Source organism: Streptomyces griseobrunneus, assembly GCF_046713465.1.
Classification (GTDB): domain Bacteria; phylum Actinomycetota; class Actinomycetes; order Streptomycetales; family Streptomycetaceae; genus Streptomyces; species Streptomyces microflavus.
This window is the reverse complement of record NZ_CP177080.1, coordinates 3,090,098-3,107,657: the sequence shown is the minus strand read 5'-3', so window position 1 is coordinate 3,107,657 and position 17,560 is coordinate 3,090,098. Positions and strand designations below refer to the sequence as shown.

Here is a 17,560-nt window from a genome sequence, read left to right as displayed (position 1 = left end):
CGGTATGCAACCTGTTGTCCTGGACACGGACATCAGCTCCCTGACCCACAAGGGCCGGCTCACCGGGCCCACCGCCACCCGGCTGATCGGCCGGAGGCCCCTCATCACCTTCGTCACCCTCGGTGAGCTGACACAGTGGGCGGAAATCCGGGACTGGGGTGGCCCGCGCCGCCAGGAGCTCGCCGACTGGCTCTCCGCGATTCCTGTCCTGCCCGCTGACGAGGCGGTGGCCGCGACCTGGGGGAGGCTCTCCGCCGCAGGGCGGAAGGCCGGGTCGCCCCAGCCGGTCAACGACATGTGGATCGCTGCCTGCTGCCTCACCTACGACCTGCCTCTCGCGACGTTGAACCTGAAGGACTACGCGTATTTCAGGGATCACCACCGGCTGCGCATCCTCGGGGAGCAGTAGGAAATCGCCGGTTTCTTTTCGGGGCGTGTCGATCGGGACCCGGTCCGTTCGTCGTCATCGTGTAAGGCGACCCGCACAGCGGGCGCGGGACACGGACGACAGGAGTCGGACCATGAAGTACATGCTGCTGATCCACAGCGGGGCCGTCGACGAGCAGGGCGGGGCGCCGCAGTGCACCGTCGAGGACTGGATGGCCTACGACAAGGACGTACGCGACGCGGGGATCCTCGTCTCCGGGGAGTCCCTGGCCGATCTGGTGACGGCGACCACCGTGCGGGTCTCGCCGGCCGGGGAGCGGACCGTGACGGACGGGCCGTTCGCGGAGACGCGGGAGCTGCTGGGCGGGTTCCTCGTCATCGACGTGCCGGATCTCGACACCGCCCTCGACTGGGCCGCCCGCTGTCCCGGCGCGCGGGACGGCGGCTCGGTCGTCGTCCGGCCGGTCGCGGACTTCGGGGGCTGAGAGCGGTGGCGGGTGCGGAGCCGGAGGAGGCCCAGGTCGCCGTCGAGGCCGTGTTCCGGGAGGAGCGCGGGCTGCTGCTCGCCTCCCTCGTACGCCGGTTCGGGGATCTCGACCTGGCCGAGGAGGTGACGTCCGAGGCCATCGAGGCGGCCCTGCGCCACTGGCCCGCCGAGGGCGTCCCCGCCCGGCCCGGGGCCTGGCTGCTGACGACCGCGCGGCGCAAGGCCGTGGACCGGCTGCGGCGGGACCAGGCGTACGCGGCGCGGCTCGCCGTCCTCCAGGCCGACGCGGAACGGGCGGAGGCCGCACCGGTTGCCGAGGTGTCCGGCGGCGGTGAACTTCCTGACGAGCGGCTCCAGCTGTTCTTCACCTGCGCCCACCCCGCGCTCGCCGCGGAGGACCGCACCGCCCTGACCCTGCGCTGCCTCGCCGGGCTCACCACGCCCGAGGTGGCGCGGGCCTTCCTCGTGCCGACGGCGACCATGGCCCAGCGGATCGTGCGGGCGAAGAAGAAGATCCGTGAGGCCCGGATCCCGTTCCGGGTGCCCGGTGCCGACGAGCTGCCCGAGCGGCTGCCCGGGGTGCTCCAGGTCGTCTACTCGGTCTTCACGGAGGGGTACGCGGCCAGTTCCGGCCCCCGTCTCCAGCGGCCTGCCCTGGCCGAGGAGGCGATCCGGCTGGCCCGGATACTGCACCGCCTGCTCCCCGCCGAACGGGAGAGCGCCGGGCTCCTCGCGCTGCTGCTCCTCGTCCACGCCCGGCGCGCGGCGCGGACCGGTCCGGAGGGGGAGCCGGTGCTCCTGGAGGACCAGGACCGGGGGCTCTGGGACCGGGCGATGATCGAGGAGGGGCGTGCGCTGGTGGTGCGGGCGCTGACCGGGGGGCCGGCCGGGCCGTACGGGGTGCAGGCCGCCATCGCCGCCCTGCACGACGAGGCGGCGGACGTGGAGTCCACGGACTGGGCCCAGGTCGTGGCCCTGTACGACGTGCTGCTCACCCTGACGCCGTCCCCCGTGGTCGCGGTGAACCGCGCCGTGGCGGTGGCGATGCGGGACGGGCCGGGGGCGGGCCTGGCGCTGCTCGACGCGCTGGGCGGGGAGCCCCGGCTGCGGGCGTACCAGCCGTACGCGGTGGCGCGGGGGGATCTGCTGAGCCGCCTGGGGCGGGGCGGGGAGGCGGCTGCGGCGTACCGGGAGGCGCTGGCACTGGCGGGCACCGAGCCGGAGAGGGCTGTGCTGCTGCGGAAGCTGGAGGAGGGGCCGGAGAGTGGCGAGGGAGTGGGGCGGGGCGGCGGGCCCGCGCGCAGCTGATGCCGGGTGCCCCACGCGCAGCTGATGCCGGGTGCCCCACGCGCAGCTGCCGGCCGCCCCCGCGCTCGTCGCCGTATCCACGTCTGCGGCTGAGGCTGGGCTGTCTGCGTCCCCGGCTGCGGCTGCGGTGGCTGTCGTCGCGTCACCTGTCCCGTAACCGCGCCCCTCAGCCCTTGACCGTGAACCCCGCCGCCTTCGGCACGAACGTCTTCCCGCCGTCCTTCGCGGAGGCCAGGACCGCCACGTGCCACGGGCCCTTCGGTGATTCGGCCGCCTCCGCGCCGGTGACCTTGATGGTGTACGTGCAGAGCGCGGCCCTGTCCCCCGAGGGCCCGGAGGGCTCGCAGGTGGCGGACTCCACGTGGGCCATCGCCTTCGCGTCCGGGGCGGGCGCCATGCTCTCGGGCCAGGCCAGCACCTTCAGGTTCCGGACGCCTGAATCGTCGGAGACCCGGGCGGTGAAGGTGAGCGAGCCGTCCTTGCCCTGGCTCGGTGCGACGTACGCGACGGAGCCCTTCGTGACCTCGGGCCCGTCGCTCCCGGACTCCCCGGCGAACGCGTAGGCGCCCGCCCCTCCCAGCAGGGCGACACCGGCGAGCGCGGAGATGGCGACGACACGCTTGGACATGGGGGCTCCTCAGGGGTGGTGCGGACAGAGGCGCCGGGTTCGTGGCGCTGGGTCCATGGTGGTGCGGCAGAGGGGCCTGGGGCGTGAGTACAAGTGCTCATTCGTCGTACTCAGCAGTCCATATGACTCATGTGACGGTGTGTCCGGACCGGGGCGGGCAGGGTGTGGCCGAAATCCGATTCTTGACCCGGTCATGACATGGCTTCATCCTGTGCCCGTCGCACAGCTCCACCCCCCACCCCGACGGACTCAGGAGACTGCCAGCATGCGACCAGCCAACGCACGGAATTCCCGGCCGAGAACCCGGCCGGCGAAGGCCCGACGGAACGCCACCATCGCCGTCCTGCTCGCCCTCGGCCTCGCCGCCCCGGCGAGCGCCGTCGCCACCGCCGAGACCTCCGCCCCGAACGCGGTCGTCGCCGCGGACGAGCGGGTGCTCCAGTACGAGATCACCGGGCGCACCACCCCTGCCGCCCGCACCGAGATCGCCCGCGCGGGCGTCTCGATCGACGAGGTGCACGACCACGGCATCGTCATCACCGCGGACGCCGCCCAGGCCAGGAAGCTGCGGGCCAAGGGACACGTCCTGGAGGCGCTGCCCGCACCCGACGCCCACGCGCACGGGGCGGACGGCGTCAGCGCGCTCGACTTCCCGCCGGCCGACTCCCGCTACCACAACTACGCCGAGATGACCGCGGCGATCGACGCGCGCATCGCGGCGAACCCCTCGATCATGAGCAAGCGCGTCATCGGGAAGACCTACCAGGGCCGGGACATCGTCGCGATCAAGGTCAGCGACAACGTGGGCGCCGACGAGGCCGAGCCCGAGGTGCTCTTCACCTCCCACCAGCACGCCCGCGAGCACCTGACCGTCGAGATGGCGCTCTACCTGCTCCGCGAGTTCGCCGCGGGGTACGGGAGCGACTCCCGGATCACCCAGGCGGTCAACGGCCGCGAGCTGTGGATCGTGCCGGACATCAACCCCGACGGCGGCGAGTACGACATCGCCTCCGGCTCGTACCGCAGCTGGCGCAAGAACCGGCAGCCCAACTCCGGCTCCAGCGCGGTGGGCACCGACCTCAACCGCAACTGGGCCTTCAAGTGGGGCTGCTGCGGCGGCTCCTCCTCCAGCCCGTCCTCGGACACGTACCGCGGCAGGGCCGCCGAGTCCGCACCCGAGACGAAGGTCGTGGCGGACTTCGTGCGCAGCCGGGTGGTCGGCGGGAAGCAGCAGATCACCGCTGCCATCGACTTCCACACCTACAGCGAGCTGGTGCTCTGGCCGTTCGGCTACACGTACAACGACACGGCCCCCGGCATGAGCGCCGACGACCGCAACGCGTTCGCCGCTGTGGGCCAGAAGATGGCGGCGAGCAACGGGTACACCGCCGAGCAGTCCAGTGACCTCTACATCACGGACGGGTCGATCGACGACTGGCTGTGGGGCTCGCAGAGGATCTTCGGCTACACCTTCGAGATGTACCCGCGCTCGTCCTCGGGCGGCGGCTTCTACCCGCCCGACGAGGTCATCGAACGCGAGACCTCCCGCAACCGGGACGCGGTGCTCCAGCTGATCGAGAACGCGGACTGCATGTACCGGTCGATCGGCAAGGAGGCGCAGTACTGCTAGCGGTGGGCGGTTCTCGCTCCACTCGGTGGGGCCCGGCGGTGCGACGCACCGCCGGGCCCCACCCGCGCGGCGGCGCACGAGCCGCTTCCGGCCTTAGGGTGCCGCTATGTGCGGAATCGTGGGTTATGTCGGTGGGCAGTCGGCGCAGGACGTCGTCGTCGCAGGACTCAAGCGCCTCGAATACCGGGGCTACGACTCGGCGGGTGTCGCCGTTCTCGCGGACGGCGGGCTGGCCGCCGCGAAGAAGGCGGGCAAGCTCGTCAATCTGGAGAAGGAGCTGGGGGACCGGCCGCTGCCGGCCGGACGGACCGGGATCGGGCACACTCGGTGGGCGACGCACGGGGCGCCCAACGACGTGAACGCCCACCCCCACCTGGACAACGCGGGCCGGGTCGCCGTCGTCCACAACGGGATCATCGAGAACTTCGCGGCCCTGCGGCGCGAGCTGACCGGGCGCGGGCACGCCCTGGAGTCCGAGACGGACACCGAGGTCGTCGCGCATCTGCTGGCCGAGGCGTTCTCGGCGGGCGGGGACCTCGCGGACGCCATGCGGCAGGTGTGCCGGCGGCTGGAAGGGGCGTTCACCCTCGTCGCCGTCCACGCCGACCAGCCGGACGTCGTGGTCGGCGCCCGGCGCAACTCGCCGCTCGTGGTGGGGGTGGGGCAGGACGAGTGGTTCCTCGCCTCCGATGTCGCCGCGTTCATCGCGCACACCCGGTCCGCCATCGAGCTGGGCCAGGACCAGGTCGTCGAGCTGAGCCGCGAGGGCGTCACCGTCACCGGGTTCGACGGGGACCTCGCCGAGGTGCGCGAGTACCACGTCGACTGGGACGCCTCCGCCGCCGAGAAGGGCGGCTACGCCTCCTTCATGCTCAAGGAGATCGCCGACCAGCCCCAGGCCGTCGCCGACACCCTCCTCGGCCGGATCGACGCCGAGGGGTCGCTGACTCTGGACGAGGTGCGTATCCCCGACGCCGAACTCCGCGAGGTCGACAAGGTCGTCATCGTCGCCTGCGGGACCGCCTTCCACGCCGGGATGATCGCCAAGTACGCCATCGAGCACTGGACCCGGCTGCCCTGCGAGACCGAGCTCGCCAGCGAGTTCCGCTACCGCGACCCGATCCTCGACCAGCGCACCCTCGTCATCGCCATCTCCCAGTCCGGCGAGACCATGGACACCCTGATGGCCCTGCGGCACGCCCGTGAACAGGGCGCCAAGGTGCTGGCCATCTGCAACACCAACGGGTCGACGATCCCGCGAGAATCCGACGCCGTCCTCTACACGCACGCCGGGCCCGAGGTCGCCGTCGCCTCCACCAAGGCCTTCCTCACCCAGCTCGTCGCCTGCTACCTCGTCGCCCTGTATCTGGGCCAGTTGCGCGGCACCAAGTGGGGCGACGAGATCCGTACGGTGGTGCGCCAGCTCTCCGCGATCTCCGGCGAGGTCGACCGCGTACTGGAGACCATGGAGCCCGTCCGCGAGCTTGCCCGCTCCCTCGCCCACCACGACACCGTGCTCTTCCTCGGGCGTCACGTCGGCTACCCGGTCGCCCTCGAAGGCGCGCTCAAGCTCAAGGAGCTCGCCTACATGCACGCCGAAGGGTTCGCGGCCGGGGAGCTCAAGCACGGGCCCATCGCCCTCATCGAGGAGGGCCTTCCGGTCGTCGTCATCGTGCCGTCCCCGCGCGGGCGTTCCGTCCTCCACGACAAGATCGTCTCCAACATCCAGGAGATCCGGGCCCGGGGCGCCCGCACCATCGTCGTCGCCGAGGAGGGCGACGAGGCCGTCGTCCCGTACGCCGACCACCTCATCACCGTCCCCGCAACGCCTACGCTGCTTCAGCCGCTGGTCGCCACCGTGCCGCTCCAGGTCTTCGCCTGCGAGCTGGCGACGGCCCGTGGCAACGAAGTGGACCAGCCGCGCAACCTGGCGAAGTCCGTGACCGTGGAGTGAGCCGGGGCGCGCGCCCCGGGTGATGGGGATGGCGAGGGTGGGTTCGTGATCATCGGAGTCGGGATCGACGTGGCCGAGATCGAGCGGTTCGGCGCCGCGCTGGAGCGTACGCCCCAGCTGGCCGACCGTCTCTTCGTCGCGAGTGAGCTGACGCTGCCCAGCGGCGAGCGGCGCGGAATCGCCTCGCTCGCCGCCCGGTTCGCCGCGAAGGAGGCCCTGGCCAAGGCGCTCGGGGCGCCGGGCGGGCTGCTGTGGAGCGACGCCGAGGTCTGGGTGGAGGAGAGCGGGCAGCCCCGCCTGCGGGTGAGCGGCACGGTGGCCGCCCGCGCGGCCGAACTGGGCGTGCGCGGCTGGCACGTCTCGCTCAGCCATGACGCGGGGGTGGCGTCGGCGGTGGTGATCGCGGAGGGGTGAGGCCCGCGCCTCGTGCGGCCCGGCGGGGGTGGCGTTCGGTCCCGTGATCGCCCAGGGTTGGTCCTATGCGACGTGCCTACAGCGTGGAGACCGTACGGGCCGCCGAGGCCGCCCTCATGAAGCGGGTGCCGGAAGGCGCCCTGATGCAGCGCGCCGCCGCCGGCCTCGCCGTGGCCTGCGGTGATCTGCTGCGGCGCAACGGCCGGGTGTACGGGTCCCGGGTCCTGCTCCTGGTCGGCAGCGGCGACAACGGGGGCGACGCCCTGTACGCCGGCGCGCGCCTCGCCCGCCGGGGCGCCGCGGTGCGCGCCCTCCTCCTCTCGCCCGGCCGAGCGCACGCGGGTGGCCTCGCCGCGTTCCTGGCCGCCGGGGGACAGGTGGCCGAAGGAGCGGACGGGCTCGGCGCGCTCGATCTCGTCGTGGACGGCATCACCGGGATCGGCGGGCGCGGAGGGCTCCGCGAGGACGCCGTCGCGCTGCTGCGGGCGGTGACCCGGGACCGGGACCGTACGCCCGTCATCGCCGTCGACCTGCCCAGCGGGGTGGAGGCCGACAGCGGGGAGGTGCACGGCGAAGCCGTGAAGGCCGATGCGACCGTCACCTTCGGCACGTACAAGCCGGGCCACCTGATCGACCCGGCCGCCGAACACGCGGGCGCCCTGCGGCTGGTGGACATCGGGCTCGGCCCGGAGCTGCCGGAGCCGCCGGACCTGGAGGCGCTCCAGTACGCGGACGTGGCGGCGCTGCTGCCGGTGCCGGGCGGCGAGAGCGACAAGTACAGCCGGGGTGTCGTCGGCCTCGTCGCCGGGTCCGAGCGCTACCCGGGCGCGGCGGTCCTCGCGGTCGCGGGCGCGCTGCGCGGCGGGGCGGGGGCGGTGCGGTACGTCGGCCCCGGCGCGGGCGCCGTGATCGCCCGCTTCCCGGAGGCGCTGGTGCACGCCGGGCCGCCGTCGAAGGCCGGGCGGGTGCAGGCCTGGGTGGTCGGGCCCGGTCTCGGGGACGGCAGGTGGGCGGAGGAGGCCGTCGCCGACGTGCTCGGCGCCGACGTCCCCGTACTGGTCGACGCGGACGGGCTGCGGCTGCTGGACGCGGAGACCGTACGGACCCGGACCGCCGCCACCGTCCTGACCCCGCACGCCGGGGAGGCCGCCGCCCTGCTCGGCGTGGCGCGCGAGGAGGTGGAGGCCGGGCGGCTCGCCGCCGTACGGGAGCTGGCCGCCCGCTACCGCGCCACCGTGCTCCTGAAGGGGTCCACGACTCTCGTCGCGGAGGCCCGGGACACCCCCGTACGGGTCAACCCGACCGGGACCGCCTGGCTCGCCACGGCGGGCAGCGGCGATGTGCTGTCCGGGCTGACCGGGTCCCTGCTGGCGGCCGGGCTCGCACCGCGCGACGCCGCGTCCGTCGGCGCGTACCTGCACGGACTCGCCGCCCGGCACGGCTCCGGCGGGGCCCCGGTCTCCGCACAGGACGTCGCGGACGGCATCCCGGCGGCCTGGCGCGACGTGCGGGCGGGGTGAGCGAGGGCCATCGTGGAAGCCCCGGCAGAAGGGCGGTCCAGGCGGTGACCGAACCCGTACGCGTACGAAGGGTCTACGACCCGGCCGAGGACGGCGACGGCACCCGCGTCCTGGTCGCGGCATGTGATGAAACGTACATAGGCCTGCCTGCCGGCGTGCGCTGCCGGGGAGGCGGCAGACGCCTCTGAGACACTGAACGCGATGAACGAGACAGCGTCCCTGAGAGCCCGTGCCGAGATCGACCTCGCCGCGCTGCGCGCCAATGTGCGCGCCCTGCGCGAGCGCGCGGCCGGGGCACAGCTCATGGCCGTGGTGAAGTCCGACGGGTACGGCCATGGGGCCGTGCCCTGCGCCCTGGCCGCGCGCGAGGCCGGGGCGACCTGGCTGGGCACCGCGACCCCGCACGAGGCCCTCGCCCTGCGGGCCGCCGGTCTCGACGGCCGGATCATGTGCTGGCTCTGGACACCGGGCGGCCCCTGGCGCGAGGCGATCGAGGCCGACATCGATGTGTCGGTCAGCGCCATGTGGGCCCTGCGCGAGATCGTCGCGGCCGGGGCCGACCGCCCGGCCCGCGTCCAGCTCAAGGCCGACACCGGCCTCGGCCGCAACGGCTGCCAGCCCGCCGACTGGCCGGAACTCGTCGCCGAGGCCCGCGCCGCCGAGCGGGCGGGCACGATCCGGATCACCGGCCTCTGGTCCCACTTCGCCTGCGCCGACGAGCCCGGCCACCCCTCGATCGCCGCCCAGCTCTCCGTGTTCCGGGACATGGTCGCCTACGCCGAGAAGGAGGGCGTCGAGCCGGAGGTGCGCCACCTGGCCAACTCCCCGGCCACGCTCACCCTCCCCGAGGCCCACTTCGACCTCGTACGGACCGGCATCGCGATCTACGGCATCTCGCCCGCCCCCGAGCTGGGCACCCCCGCCGAGCTGGGCCTGCGCCCGGTGATGACGCTCACCGCCGCCGTCGCCCTGGTCAAGGACGTCCCGGCCGGACACGGAGTCAGCTACGGCCACCACTACGCCACGCCCGCCGAGACCACGCTCGGCCTGATCCCCGTCGGCTACGCGGACGGCATCCCGCGCCACGCCTCGGGCAGGGGCCCCGTCCTGGTCGGCGGCAAGGTCCGTACGGCGGCGGGCCGCGTCGCCATGGACCAGTTCGTCGTCGACCTCGGCGGCGACCGGCCCGAACCGGGCGCGGAGGCGGTGCTGTTCGGACCGGGCGACCGGGGCGAGCCGGGCGTCGAGGACTGGGCGGTGGCCGCCGACACGATCGGGTACGAGATCGTCACCCGGATCGGGGCCCGGGTACCGAGGGTGTACGTGAACGGGACAGCCGATCCGACGGGGAGCGCGGCACGGTGAGCGAGAGCAGTGCGGGGGCGGGGGACATCGTGGCGGCCGCCGCCACGACAGCGGCCGGCTGGCGCCGGGCGGGCGTGGCCGGGGCCGCGATAGGAGTGCTCGCCGCCGGTGCGGCGGCCGGGGTCGCCGTCGAGCGGCTCACCGTCGGGCGCGGGATGCGCAAGAAGGCCCGCCTCGCGCTGGACGCGACCGGGCCCTACGGCTCGCTGCGCGGGACGCCGGGCCGGGCCCTCGCCGACGACGGGACCGAGCTGTACTACGAGGTCGACGAGGTGGAGCCCGCGCAGGCGGCCGACGGAGCCGGTTCCGACGGCCCGCGCCGTCGCCGGCTCTTCGGGCGCAAGGCCCCGGCCCCCGTCACCGTCGTCTTCAGCCACGGCTACTGCCTCGGCCAGGACTCCTGGCACTTCCAGCGCGCCGCCCTGCGCGGCCTCGTCCGCGCCGTCTACTGGGACCAGCGCAGCCACGGCCGCTCCGAGCGCGGCCGGGCCCAGGCGGACGGGGTGCCGGTCGGCATCGACCAGCTCGGCCGCGACCTGAAGGCCGTCATCGACGCGGCGGCCCCCGAGGGGCGGATCGTGCTCGTCGGCCACTCCATGGGCGGCATGACGATGATGGCGCTGGCCGACCAGTACCCGGCCCTGATCCGCGACCGGGTCGCCGCCGTCGCCTTCGTCGGCACCTCCGGCGGCAAGCTCGGCGAGGTGAACTTCGGGCTGCCGGTGGCCGGCGTGAACGCGGTGCGCCGGGTGCTGCCCGGGGTGCTGCGGGCGCTGGGTTCGCAGGCGGAGCTGGTGGAGAAGGGGCGCCGGGCCACGGCCGACCTCTTCGCCGGGCTGATCAAGCGGTACTCGTTCAGCTCGCGGGACGTGGACCCGGCGGTCGCCCGGTTCGCGGAGCGGCTGATCGAATCGACCCCGATCGACGTGGTCGCCGAGTTCTACCCGGCCTTCACCGAGCACGACAAGAGCGGTGCGCTGCCCGCGTTCCGGGACGTGCCCGTGCTGATCCTGGCCGGGGAGAAGGACCTGGTCACCCCCAGCTCGCACAGCGAGGCCATCGCCGACGTACTGCCGGACGCCGAGCTGATCCTGGTGCCGGACGCCGGGCACCTGGTGATGCTGGAGCACCCGGAGACGGTCACCGACCGGCTGGCCGACCTGCTCGTACGCAGCGGAGCGGTGGCTGCCGCTAACGTTGGCGAGCATGGAAGCACCGCACAGCAGCCCGGCCGCTGAGACCGCTCCGGGAGCCCCCACGGACCTCCCCGAGGCCGTCACCGTGACGATCACCGTCGAGTCCCCCGAACAGATGCAGGACCTGGGCCGCCGCCTCGCCCGGGTCCTGGCCCCCGGCGACCTGGTCATGCTCACGGGCGAGCTGGGCGCCGGGAAGACGACGCTGACCCGGGGCCTCGGCGAGGGTCTCGGAGTGCGCGGCGCGGTCACCTCGCCCACCTTCGTCATCGCCCGCGTCCACCCCTCGCTGGTCGGCGGTCCGGCCCTGGTCCACGTCGACGCGTACCGCCTCGGCGGCGGCCTCGACGAGATGGAGGACCTGGACCTCGATGTGTCGCTGCCGGAGTCGGTGGTGGTCGTGGAGTGGGGCGACGGCAAGGTGGAGGAGCTCTCCGACGACCGGCTGCGGGTCCTCATCGACCGGGCGACCGGCGACACGGACGACGAGCGGCGCGAGGTCACCCTGGTGGGCATCGGGGGGCGCTGGAAGGGGCTGCGCGAGGACCTGGTGTAGCCGGGACGTGACGCGGAGGTCGCCTTCCCGACGGACTGTCGGTAAATTGTTGCGCACGGGACCGTGGTCGTGGTCACATGGGTACGAGACCTGGTTAGGTCTACCTAACCACGACCTCCACCGGAGCCCCCAGGAGGCATCCATGCCGACGCCCGAGCGTGCGGAGCAGCCGCGGCAGCAGCCGACGCCGTCCGCCCTGTCCATGAAGGACCTGCTGGCCGCGGGCGCGGCGGCCACCGCGGTCTCCACCCCACCGAGCGAGCCGGAGCCGGCCGACGGGGACGAAGAGACCGGTGACGAGCGCGCTGTGCGGCGCCGGGCGGCGTAGGGCAGGAGCCCTACGGGACGACGACCACCTTGGCGCCGACCGTCGCGAAGGTCCACATCGCGTTGCCGTCCGCCCGCTTCATCCGTACGCCGCCGGTCTTCGACCCCGGGTCGGGGGCCTCCATCGACCCGTCCTGCGCCGCGCTGAAGCCCACCGCGACCTCGCCGACGTTGGCGAAGCGCACCACGTGCTCGATGGGCACACCGTCGGAGCCCTGGACCGTGCCCGAGCGCGAGGTGACCTGGTAGACGCCGGGCGGCGGGTTCACCGGGCTCGGCATCACGGTGAACGTGCGGAGCGCCTTGTCGTTCCCGTCCACCAGCCACACCCGCCGGTCCTTCAGCGCGTAGACGACGCGCTCACCGGTGTCCGAGCCCGCCGGGACCGCGAGGGGGTCCTTCGTGGGCTTCGGCTTCGCGGAGGGCTGGGCGGAGGCGGAGGCCGAGGCCGAGGCCTTCGGGGTGGCGGAGGAGGACGACGCCACCGAATCGGGCGCGCTCGCCGATGCCTGGTAGGCGAGAACGGCGACCACGACGACCGCCGCCGCAGTGAGCCCGGCCACCATTCCCGAGCTTCCCCTTGCCACCGTGAACTCCCCTTTCGCCTGCCGTCTGCCGCATGTCGTACAAACGTTGTCGTACAAGCGCCGTAGGGGCGTTGTCGTACAAGCGTTTACGTCGTACCCGCGGATATCCGGTGACGGTAGCAGCAGGGGGCGGGCAGGCCGGGACGCCGTACGGACGCCGTACCGCCGTCGGCGGAGCCGTAGGCTGTTTGCGTGCTCTTGCTCGCCATGGATACCGCCACGCCCGCCGTCACCGTCGCCCTGCACGACGGTGCGTCCGTCATCGCCTCCTCCGGCCAGGTCGACGCCCGCAGGCACGGTGAACTGCTGCTGCCGGCCGTCGACCGGGTCCTCGCCGAGGCCGGGGTGAAGCTCGACGCCGTGACTGGCGTGGTCGTGGGCGTCGGCCCCGGCCCCTACACCGGGCTGCGGGTCGGCCTGGTCACCGCCGCCACCTTCGGCTCCGCCCTCTCCGTACCCGTGCACGGCCTCTGCACCCTGGACGGACTCGCGTACGCCGCCGGGCAGGGCGGCCTGGAAGGGCCCTTCGCCGTGGCGACGGACGCCCGCCGCAAGGAGGTCTACTGGGCGCGGTACGAGGACGCCCGCACCCGTACGGGCGACCCCGCCGTCGACCGGCCCGCCGACATCGCCGCCGAGCTGGCGGGGCTGCCCGTGGTCGGCGCGGGCGCGGTGCTCTACCCCGAGGCCTTCCCGGACGCGCGCGGTCCCGAGCACGTCGCCGCCGGGGCGCTCGCCGCACTCGCCGCCGAACGGCTCGCCGCCGGGCAGGAGCTGCTGGAGCCCCAGCCGCTCTATCTGCGCCGGCCCGACGCGCAGGTCCCGAAGAACTACAAGGTGGTCACCCCGAAGTGAGCGCTGCGAACACGGCGACCACCGCGACCACGGCCGGCACGGCCGTCCTGCGCGAGATGCGCTGGTGGGACATCGAACCCGTCCTGGAGCTGGAGCACGCTCTCTTCCCGGACGACGCCTGGTCGCCCGGCATGTTCTGGTCCGAGCTGGCCCACGCCCGCGGCCCCGGCGCCACCCGCCACTACGTCGTCGCCGAGGACCCGGCCACCGGCCGGATCACCGGGTACGCCGGGCTGGCCGCCCTCGGTGACCTCTCCGACGTCCAGACCATCGCGGTCAGCCGCGAGGCCTGGGGCACCGGACTCGGCTCCGAACTCCTCACCGACCTGCTGAAGGCCGCGACCGCCTTCGAGTGCGCCACCGTGCTCCTGGAGGTCCGGGTCGACAACGCCCGCGCGCAGAAGCTGTACGAGCGGTTCGGCTTCGAGCCCATCGGCTTCCGGCGCGGCTACTACCAGCCGGGGAACATCGACGCCCTGGTCATGCGCCTCACCATGCAAGAAGAAGCAGTGCACGAGCACGCACCAGAGACCGGGACTGAATGATGGCTGCCGACGAACCCCTCGTACTCGGCATCGAGACCTCCTGCGACGAGACCGGCGTCGGCATCGTGCGCGGGACGACCCTGCTCGCGGACGCCGTCGCCTCCAGCGTCGACACCCACGCCCGCTACGGCGGCGTCGTCCCGGAGATCGCCTCCCGCGCCCACCTGGAGGCGATGGTCCCCACCATCGAACGCGCCCTGAAGGAGGCCGGGATCAGCGCCCGCGACCTCGACGGGATCGCGGTCACCTCGGGCCCCGGGCTCGCGGGCGCCCTGCTCGTCGGCGTCTCGGCCGCGAAGGCGTACGCGTACGCCCTGAACAAGCCGCTCTACGGGGTCAACCACCTCGCCTCGCACATCTGCGTCGACCAGCTGGAGCACGGCCCGCTGCCCGAGCCGACCATGGCGCTCCTGGTCAGCGGCGGCCACTCCTCCCTCCTGCTGGCCCCCGACATCACCAGCGACGTCCGGCCGCTCGGCGCGACCATCGACGACGCGGCGGGCGAGGCGTTCGACAAGATCGCCCGGGTGCTGAACCTCGGCTTCCCCGGCGGCCCGGTCATCGACCGCCTCGCGAAGGAGGGCGACCCGAAGTCCATCGCCTTCCCCCGCGGCCTGACCGGCCCGCGCGACGCCCCGTACGACTTCTCCTTCTCCGGCCTGAAGACCTCGGTCGCCCGCTGGATCGAGGCGAAGCGCGCGGCGGGCGAGGAGGTGCCCGTACGGGATGTGGCGGCGTCCTTCCAGGAGGCAGTGGTGGACGTGCTCACCCGGAAGGCGGTCCGGGCCTGCAAGGACGAGGGTGTCGACCACCTGATGATCGGCGGCGGGGTGGCCGCCAACTCCCGGCTGCGCGCCCTGGCCCAGGAGCGCTGCGAGCGGGCCGGTATCCGGCTGCGGGTGCCGCGTCCCGGCCTCTGCACGGACAACGGGGCGATGGTCGCGGCGCTCGGCGCGGAGATGGTCGCCCGCAACCGGCGCCCCTCCGACCTGGAGCTGTCGGCGGACTCGTCGCTGCCGGTGACGGAACCGCACGTGCCGGGGGCGGATCATTCCCACGACCACGACCACGTGCACGAGATCAGCAAGGACAACCTCTACTCATGAGCGCCGCGACCATCGTCCTGATGTGGGAGGCCCGCGCGGTGGAGGGCCGCGGCGCCGAACTCCTGGAGTGGGCCCGGGCGCGGTCCGCCGAGCTGTCGCGCGAACCGGTCCGCCGCGAACTGCTGCGCGCCCCGCAGGACCGGGTGCTGGTCATGACGTGGTGGGAGGAGGCGGCGTACGCCGACGACCTCCCCGAACTCCCCGAGCCCGACGCCGCCCTGATCACCCGGCCGGTGCACCGGTGGCGGTTCGAGGCTGTGGGGTGAGCAGCGACTCCTCGGCGCCCGTCAGCCTCGCGTACCCCCGGCTGATCAGCCTCTCGCCCCCCGGCTGATCAGCCCCTCCACGATCGCGTCCAGCTCGGCGGCGGTCTCGTAGTCGGCGGCGTACTCCCGCCAGTGCTCCTTCACCTCGGTGAGCCGGGGCAGCTCCGCCGTGTCCTTCTCCGTGATCATCTCGGGGAAGAACTCCCGGCGGGAGGGCTGCTCCGCCCGGCGGGCCGCCGCCCTGCGGAAGACCAGGTCGCCGTAGACGTAACTCCAGATCGTCCGGTACGCGCGCACCGAGCGCGCGGGGGAGAGGCCGCAGGCCAGGGAGCAGTCGATGATCTCCTCCACCATCCACAGCGCGTTCCGGTCGGTCAGCTCGCCCAGCGCCAGGATGTCCAGCACCCAGGGGATCTTGCCGATGATGTCGTGCATGTGCACGGCCACCGCCACCAGCCGCTCGCGCGGGTCCTCGGGCAGCTCCGGGCGCGGGAAGGCGGCCGCGGTGCCGGAGAGGGTGAGCATCAGCAGCTCGTCCTTGTCCTGCACGTAGTGGTAGAGCGCCATCGGCGTGCTGCCCAGCTCCTTCGCCACCCGACGCATGGACAGGGCCGCCACGCCCTCCTCCTCGACGATGCGCCGCGCGGTGGCGACCATCACGTCCGGGTCCAGCCTGCGGGGGCGGCCCACCGGTTTCTTCTTCCGCCCGGTCTTCTCTGTCTTCTCGGTCTTCTCGCTGCCTGACACCTGGGCATTCTCCCCTTCCGGGTCCTGTTCCGTGCACGGCGGGTTTATTTTCTATACGTGTATGGTAATTCTCTGATCGAGGGTGGCGAAGGGGAGGGCGCGTCATGGACGGCAAGGTGGCAGGCGGGTCGGAGACGGACGGGACGGCGCGGCATGCGCGGTGGCTGCTGGTGGTGGCGCTCACCGTGCAGTTCCTGGTGTCGCTGGACATGTCCGTGGTGAACGTCGCGCTGCCCGACATCCGCAGCGACCTCGGCTTCGGCCGGGACGGGCTGCTCTGGGTCGTGAACGCGTACGCCCTCGCCTTCGGCGGGCTCCTCATGCTCGGCGGCCGCCTCGCCGACCTGGCCGGACCCCGCCGCGTCCTCACGGCAGGCCTGGTCCTCTTCGGCCTGGCCAGCCTGGCCGGCGGCCTCGCCTGGTCACCCGGTTCGCTGGTCGCGGCACGGGCCGTCCAGGGCGTCGGCGCGGCCGTCCTCGCCCCGGTGGCGTTCGCCCTGATCACCCTGGCCTTCCCGGCCGGGCCCGCCCGCTCCCGCGCGCTCGGGCTGTGGGGCATGGCGGGCGCGGCGGGCGGCGCGGTCGGGGTGCTGGCGGGCGGCGTGCTCACCGACGCGGCGGGCTGGCGGTCCGTGATGCTGGTCAACGTGCCGATCGTGGCCTTCGCCCTGGCCGCCGCCGCGCGCACCGGACCCGTCGGCGGGCAGCGCCGGGCCGGCGCGCGGCTGGACATCGCCGGGGCGCTCCTCGCGACGGGCGGGACCACACTGCTGGTCCTCGGACTGGTGCGGGCCTCGGGCGACGGCTGGTCCTCGGCCACCACGGCGGCCACCCTGGGCGCGGCGGTGATACTGCTGGCCGCCTTCGTCGCCGTCGAACTCCGTACGGCATCGCCCCTGCTGCGCCCCGGACTGCTGAGGCAGCGGCCGGTGCTCACCGCCAACCTGTTCTGCCTGCTGCTGGCCTCGGCCCAGTTCGGCGCGTTCTACTTCGTCTCGCTCTACATGCAGCTGGTCCTGGGGTACGGGCCGACCGCCGCCGGTTTCGCGTTCCTGCCGTTCTGCGTGGGCGTCGTCGCGGGCTCGATCCTCGCCACCCGAGCGGTCGCGGTGCTCGGGATCCGGCGGCTGATGGCGGTGGGCGGCACGCTCGCGGCGCTCGGGATGGCCTGGTTCGCGGCGACCGCCACGGTCGAGGGCTCCTTCCTCACCTCGATCCTCGGCCCGTCGCTCCTCTGCTCCCTGGGCATCGGCCTCTGCTTCGTCCCGCTCGGCACGGCGGCCACCACCGACGTGGTGCCCGGCGAGACCGGCATGGCGTCCGGGCTGCTCAACAGCTCCCGCCAGGTCGGCGGTTCGCTCGGCCTCGCGGTCCTGGTCACCGTCGCCGCCCAGGTCACGGGTGGTGCCACCGGGGTCGCCGACCTGTCCTCGGGGTACGCGGCCGCGTTCTGGGTCGCGGCCGGGCTCCTGGCGGCCGCCGCACTGGCGGCGTACGCCCTGCTGCCGGGGGAGCGCCGGGCCTCCGGCGGTCCGGGTCCGGTGGCCTCCCGGCCGGACGCGGCGGAGCATGAGGAGGACGCCGCCGGCCGATGAGTCCGGGCGCCCGGGCCGGTCTACCTTCCACGGGGCCCGCGAGGCCCGCGACGGCCACGAGGCCCATGACGTCCGGACCGGCCGGTC

Annotated in this window: 19 protein-coding genes; 16 read left to right on the top strand and 3 right to left on the bottom strand. The window is 73.6% G+C overall.

The window, feature by feature from the left end; translation table 11 throughout:
* Nucleotides 1-4: 4 nt before the first annotated feature.
* The 3 genes from ACK8N7_RS13775 to ACK8N7_RS13765 all read left to right on the top strand — a co-directional run bounded on the left by ACK8N7_RS13775 (nt 5) and on the right by ACK8N7_RS13765 (nt 2,182).
* Nucleotides 5-409: a type II toxin-antitoxin system VapC family toxin gene (locus ACK8N7_RS13775; protein WP_403216572.1), complete on the top strand. Its 405-nt coding sequence runs from the start codon at nt 5-7 to the stop codon at nt 407-409.
* Between the two features lie 112 nt (nt 410-521).
* On the top strand, nt 522-872 hold the full coding sequence (locus ACK8N7_RS13770) for a YciI family protein (RefSeq protein ID WP_015610760.1): 351 nt from the start codon (nt 522-524) through the stop codon (nt 870-872).
* Between the two features lie 5 nt (nt 873-877).
* Nucleotides 878-2,182: an RNA polymerase sigma factor gene (locus ACK8N7_RS13765; protein ID WP_403216574.1), complete on the top strand. Its 1,305-nt coding sequence runs from the start codon at nt 878-880 to the stop codon at nt 2,180-2,182.
* Nucleotides 2,183-2,348: 166 nt separating this feature from the next.
* On the opposite strand, the gene ACK8N7_RS13760 is transcribed toward ACK8N7_RS13765, so the two are convergent.
* The gene (locus ACK8N7_RS13760) at nt 2,349-2,810 is read right to left on the bottom strand and encodes a DUF5707 domain-containing protein (protein ID WP_403216576.1); all 462 of its coding nucleotides are present in this window, start codon (nt 2,808-2,810) and stop codon (nt 2,349-2,351) included.
* Nucleotides 2,811-3,075: 265 nt separating this feature from the next.
* On the opposite strand from ACK8N7_RS13760, the gene ACK8N7_RS13755 reads away from it, so the two are divergent.
* The 8 genes from ACK8N7_RS13755 (at nt 3,076) to ACK8N7_RS13720 (ending at nt 11,773) form a co-directional block, all read left to right on the top strand.
* Nucleotides 3,076-4,440, top strand: a complete 1,365-nt coding sequence (locus ACK8N7_RS13755; protein ID WP_403216578.1) for a M14 family metallopeptidase — start codon at nt 3,076-3,078, stop codon at nt 4,438-4,440.
* A 106-nt stretch (nt 4,441-4,546) separates the two neighbouring features.
* On the top strand, nt 4,547-6,394 hold the full coding sequence (glmS, locus tag ACK8N7_RS13750; protein ID WP_403216580.1) for a glutamine--fructose-6-phosphate transaminase (isomerizing): 1,848 nt from the start codon (nt 4,547-4,549) through the stop codon (nt 6,392-6,394).
* A gap of 45 nt (nt 6,395-6,439) precedes the next feature.
* Nucleotides 6,440-6,808: a holo-ACP synthase gene (locus ACK8N7_RS13745; protein ID WP_015610767.1), complete on the top strand. Its 369-nt coding sequence runs from the start codon at nt 6,440-6,442 to the stop codon at nt 6,806-6,808.
* Nucleotides 6,809-6,873: 65 nt separating this feature from the next.
* Complete coding sequence (locus ACK8N7_RS13740) at nt 6,874-8,328, top strand: NAD(P)H-hydrate dehydratase (RefSeq protein WP_500442542.1); 1,455 nt, start codon at nt 6,874-6,876, stop codon at nt 8,326-8,328.
* A 201-nt stretch (nt 8,329-8,529) separates the two neighbouring features.
* Complete coding sequence (alr, locus tag ACK8N7_RS13735; protein ID WP_403216584.1) at nt 8,530-9,693, top strand: alanine racemase; 1,164 nt, start codon at nt 8,530-8,532, stop codon at nt 9,691-9,693.
* The gene (locus ACK8N7_RS13730; protein ID WP_403216586.1) at nt 9,690-10,931 is read left to right on the top strand and encodes an alpha/beta fold hydrolase; all 1,242 of its coding nucleotides are present in this window, start codon (nt 9,690-9,692) and stop codon (nt 10,929-10,931) included. The genes alr and ACK8N7_RS13730 overlap by 4 nt, the downstream gene beginning before the upstream one ends.
* A complete protein-coding gene (gene tsaE / locus ACK8N7_RS13725; RefSeq protein WP_500442540.1) occupies nt 10,900-11,445 on the top strand; it encodes a tRNA (adenosine(37)-N6)-threonylcarbamoyltransferase complex ATPase subunit type 1 TsaE in 546 nt (181 codons plus the stop codon). The genes ACK8N7_RS13730 and tsaE overlap by 32 nt, the downstream gene beginning before the upstream one ends.
* Nucleotides 11,446-11,587: 142 nt before the next feature.
* Nucleotides 11,588-11,773 carry a hypothetical protein gene (locus ACK8N7_RS13720; RefSeq protein ID WP_401822893.1) on the top strand — a complete coding sequence of 62 codons (186 nt, stop codon included), beginning with the start codon at nt 11,588-11,590 and terminating at the stop codon, nt 11,771-11,773.
* 10 nt (nt 11,774-11,783) lie between these two features.
* Here the strand turns inward: ACK8N7_RS13720 and ACK8N7_RS13715 are convergent, their stop codons facing one another.
* A complete protein-coding gene (locus ACK8N7_RS13715; protein WP_500445744.1) occupies nt 11,784-12,338 on the bottom strand; it encodes a hypothetical protein in 555 nt (184 codons plus the stop codon).
* Between the two features lie 228 nt (nt 12,339-12,566).
* Here ACK8N7_RS13715 and tsaB point away from each other — a divergent pair, with 228 nt between their 5' ends.
* From tsaB to ACK8N7_RS13695, 4 genes are read left to right on the top strand one after another with little or no spacing between them, the layout of a single operon-like run.
* The gene (tsaB, locus tag ACK8N7_RS13710; RefSeq protein WP_015610775.1) at nt 12,567-13,214 is read left to right on the top strand and encodes a tRNA (adenosine(37)-N6)-threonylcarbamoyltransferase complex dimerization subunit type 1 TsaB; all 648 of its coding nucleotides are present in this window, start codon (nt 12,567-12,569) and stop codon (nt 13,212-13,214) included.
* A gap of 56 nt (nt 13,215-13,270) precedes the next feature.
* The gene (rimI, locus tag ACK8N7_RS13705) at nt 13,271-13,759 is read left to right on the top strand and encodes a ribosomal protein S18-alanine N-acetyltransferase (protein ID WP_358267192.1); all 489 of its coding nucleotides are present in this window, start codon (nt 13,271-13,273) and stop codon (nt 13,757-13,759) included.
* On the top strand, nt 13,759-14,865 hold the full coding sequence (gene tsaD / locus ACK8N7_RS13700) for a tRNA (adenosine(37)-N6)-threonylcarbamoyltransferase complex transferase subunit TsaD (RefSeq protein ID WP_403216590.1): 1,107 nt from the start codon (nt 13,759-13,761) through the stop codon (nt 14,863-14,865). Before rimI ends, tsaD begins: the two co-directional genes overlap by 1 nt.
* Nucleotides 14,862-15,131: a hypothetical protein gene (locus ACK8N7_RS13695; RefSeq protein ID WP_500442538.1), complete on the top strand. Its 270-nt coding sequence runs from the start codon at nt 14,862-14,864 to the stop codon at nt 15,129-15,131. Before tsaD ends, ACK8N7_RS13695 begins: the two co-directional genes overlap by 4 nt.
* Before the next feature lie 45 nt (nt 15,132-15,176).
* Here the strand turns inward: ACK8N7_RS13695 and ACK8N7_RS13690 are convergent, their stop codons facing one another.
* Nucleotides 15,177-15,878, bottom strand: a complete 702-nt coding sequence (locus tag ACK8N7_RS13690; protein WP_500442536.1) for a TetR/AcrR family transcriptional regulator — start codon at nt 15,876-15,878, stop codon at nt 15,177-15,179.
* Nucleotides 15,879-15,982: 104 nt separating this feature from the next.
* Between ACK8N7_RS13690 and ACK8N7_RS13685 the strand changes: the two genes are divergently transcribed.
* Nucleotides 15,983-17,473: an MFS transporter gene (locus tag ACK8N7_RS13685; RefSeq protein WP_403216596.1), complete on the top strand. Its 1,491-nt coding sequence runs from the start codon at nt 15,983-15,985 to the stop codon at nt 17,471-17,473.
* Nucleotides 17,474-17,560 lie beyond the last annotated feature (87 nt).

Excerpts from the sequence above, each read along its gene's own strand:
- ACK8N7_RS13720 (WP_401822893.1), top strand. The coding sequence starts at position 11,588 with ATGCCGACGCCCGAGCGTGCGGAGCAGCCGCGGCAGCAGCCGACGCCG.
- alr (WP_403216584.1), top strand. The coding sequence starts at position 8,530 with ATGAACGAGACAGCGTCCCTGAGAGCCCGTGCCGAGATCGACCTCGCC.
- ACK8N7_RS13755 (WP_403216578.1), top strand. The coding sequence starts at position 3,076 with ATGCGACCAGCCAACGCACGGAATTCCCGGCCGAGAACCCGGCCGGCG.
- ACK8N7_RS13715 (WP_500445744.1), bottom strand. The coding sequence starts at position 12,338 with ATGGTGGCCGGGCTCACTGCGGCGGCGGTCGTCGTGGTCGCCGTTCTC.
- ACK8N7_RS13695 (WP_500442538.1), top strand. The coding sequence starts at position 14,862 with ATGAGCGCCGCGACCATCGTCCTGATGTGGGAGGCCCGCGCGGTGGAG.
- tsaE (WP_500442540.1), top strand. The coding sequence starts at position 10,900 with ATGGAAGCACCGCACAGCAGCCCGGCCGCTGAGACCGCTCCGGGAGCC.
- tsaD (WP_403216590.1), top strand. The coding sequence starts at position 13,759 with ATGGCTGCCGACGAACCCCTCGTACTCGGCATCGAGACCTCCTGCGAC.
- ACK8N7_RS13685 (WP_403216596.1), top strand. The coding sequence starts at position 15,983 with ATGGACGGCAAGGTGGCAGGCGGGTCGGAGACGGACGGGACGGCGCGG.
- ACK8N7_RS13770 (WP_015610760.1), top strand. The coding sequence starts at position 522 with ATGAAGTACATGCTGCTGATCCACAGCGGGGCCGTCGACGAGCAGGGC.
- ACK8N7_RS13740 (WP_500442542.1), top strand. The coding sequence starts at position 6,874 with ATGCGACGTGCCTACAGCGTGGAGACCGTACGGGCCGCCGAGGCCGCC.
- tsaB (WP_015610775.1), top strand. The coding sequence starts at position 12,567 with ATGGATACCGCCACGCCCGCCGTCACCGTCGCCCTGCACGACGGTGCG.
- rimI (WP_358267192.1), top strand. The coding sequence starts at position 13,271 with ATGCGCTGGTGGGACATCGAACCCGTCCTGGAGCTGGAGCACGCTCTC.
- ACK8N7_RS13760 (WP_403216576.1), bottom strand. The coding sequence starts at position 2,810 with ATGTCCAAGCGTGTCGTCGCCATCTCCGCGCTCGCCGGTGTCGCCCTG.
- glmS (WP_403216580.1), top strand. The coding sequence starts at position 4,547 with ATGTGCGGAATCGTGGGTTATGTCGGTGGGCAGTCGGCGCAGGACGTC.
- ACK8N7_RS13775 (WP_403216572.1), top strand. The coding sequence starts at position 5 with ATGCAACCTGTTGTCCTGGACACGGACATCAGCTCCCTGACCCACAAG.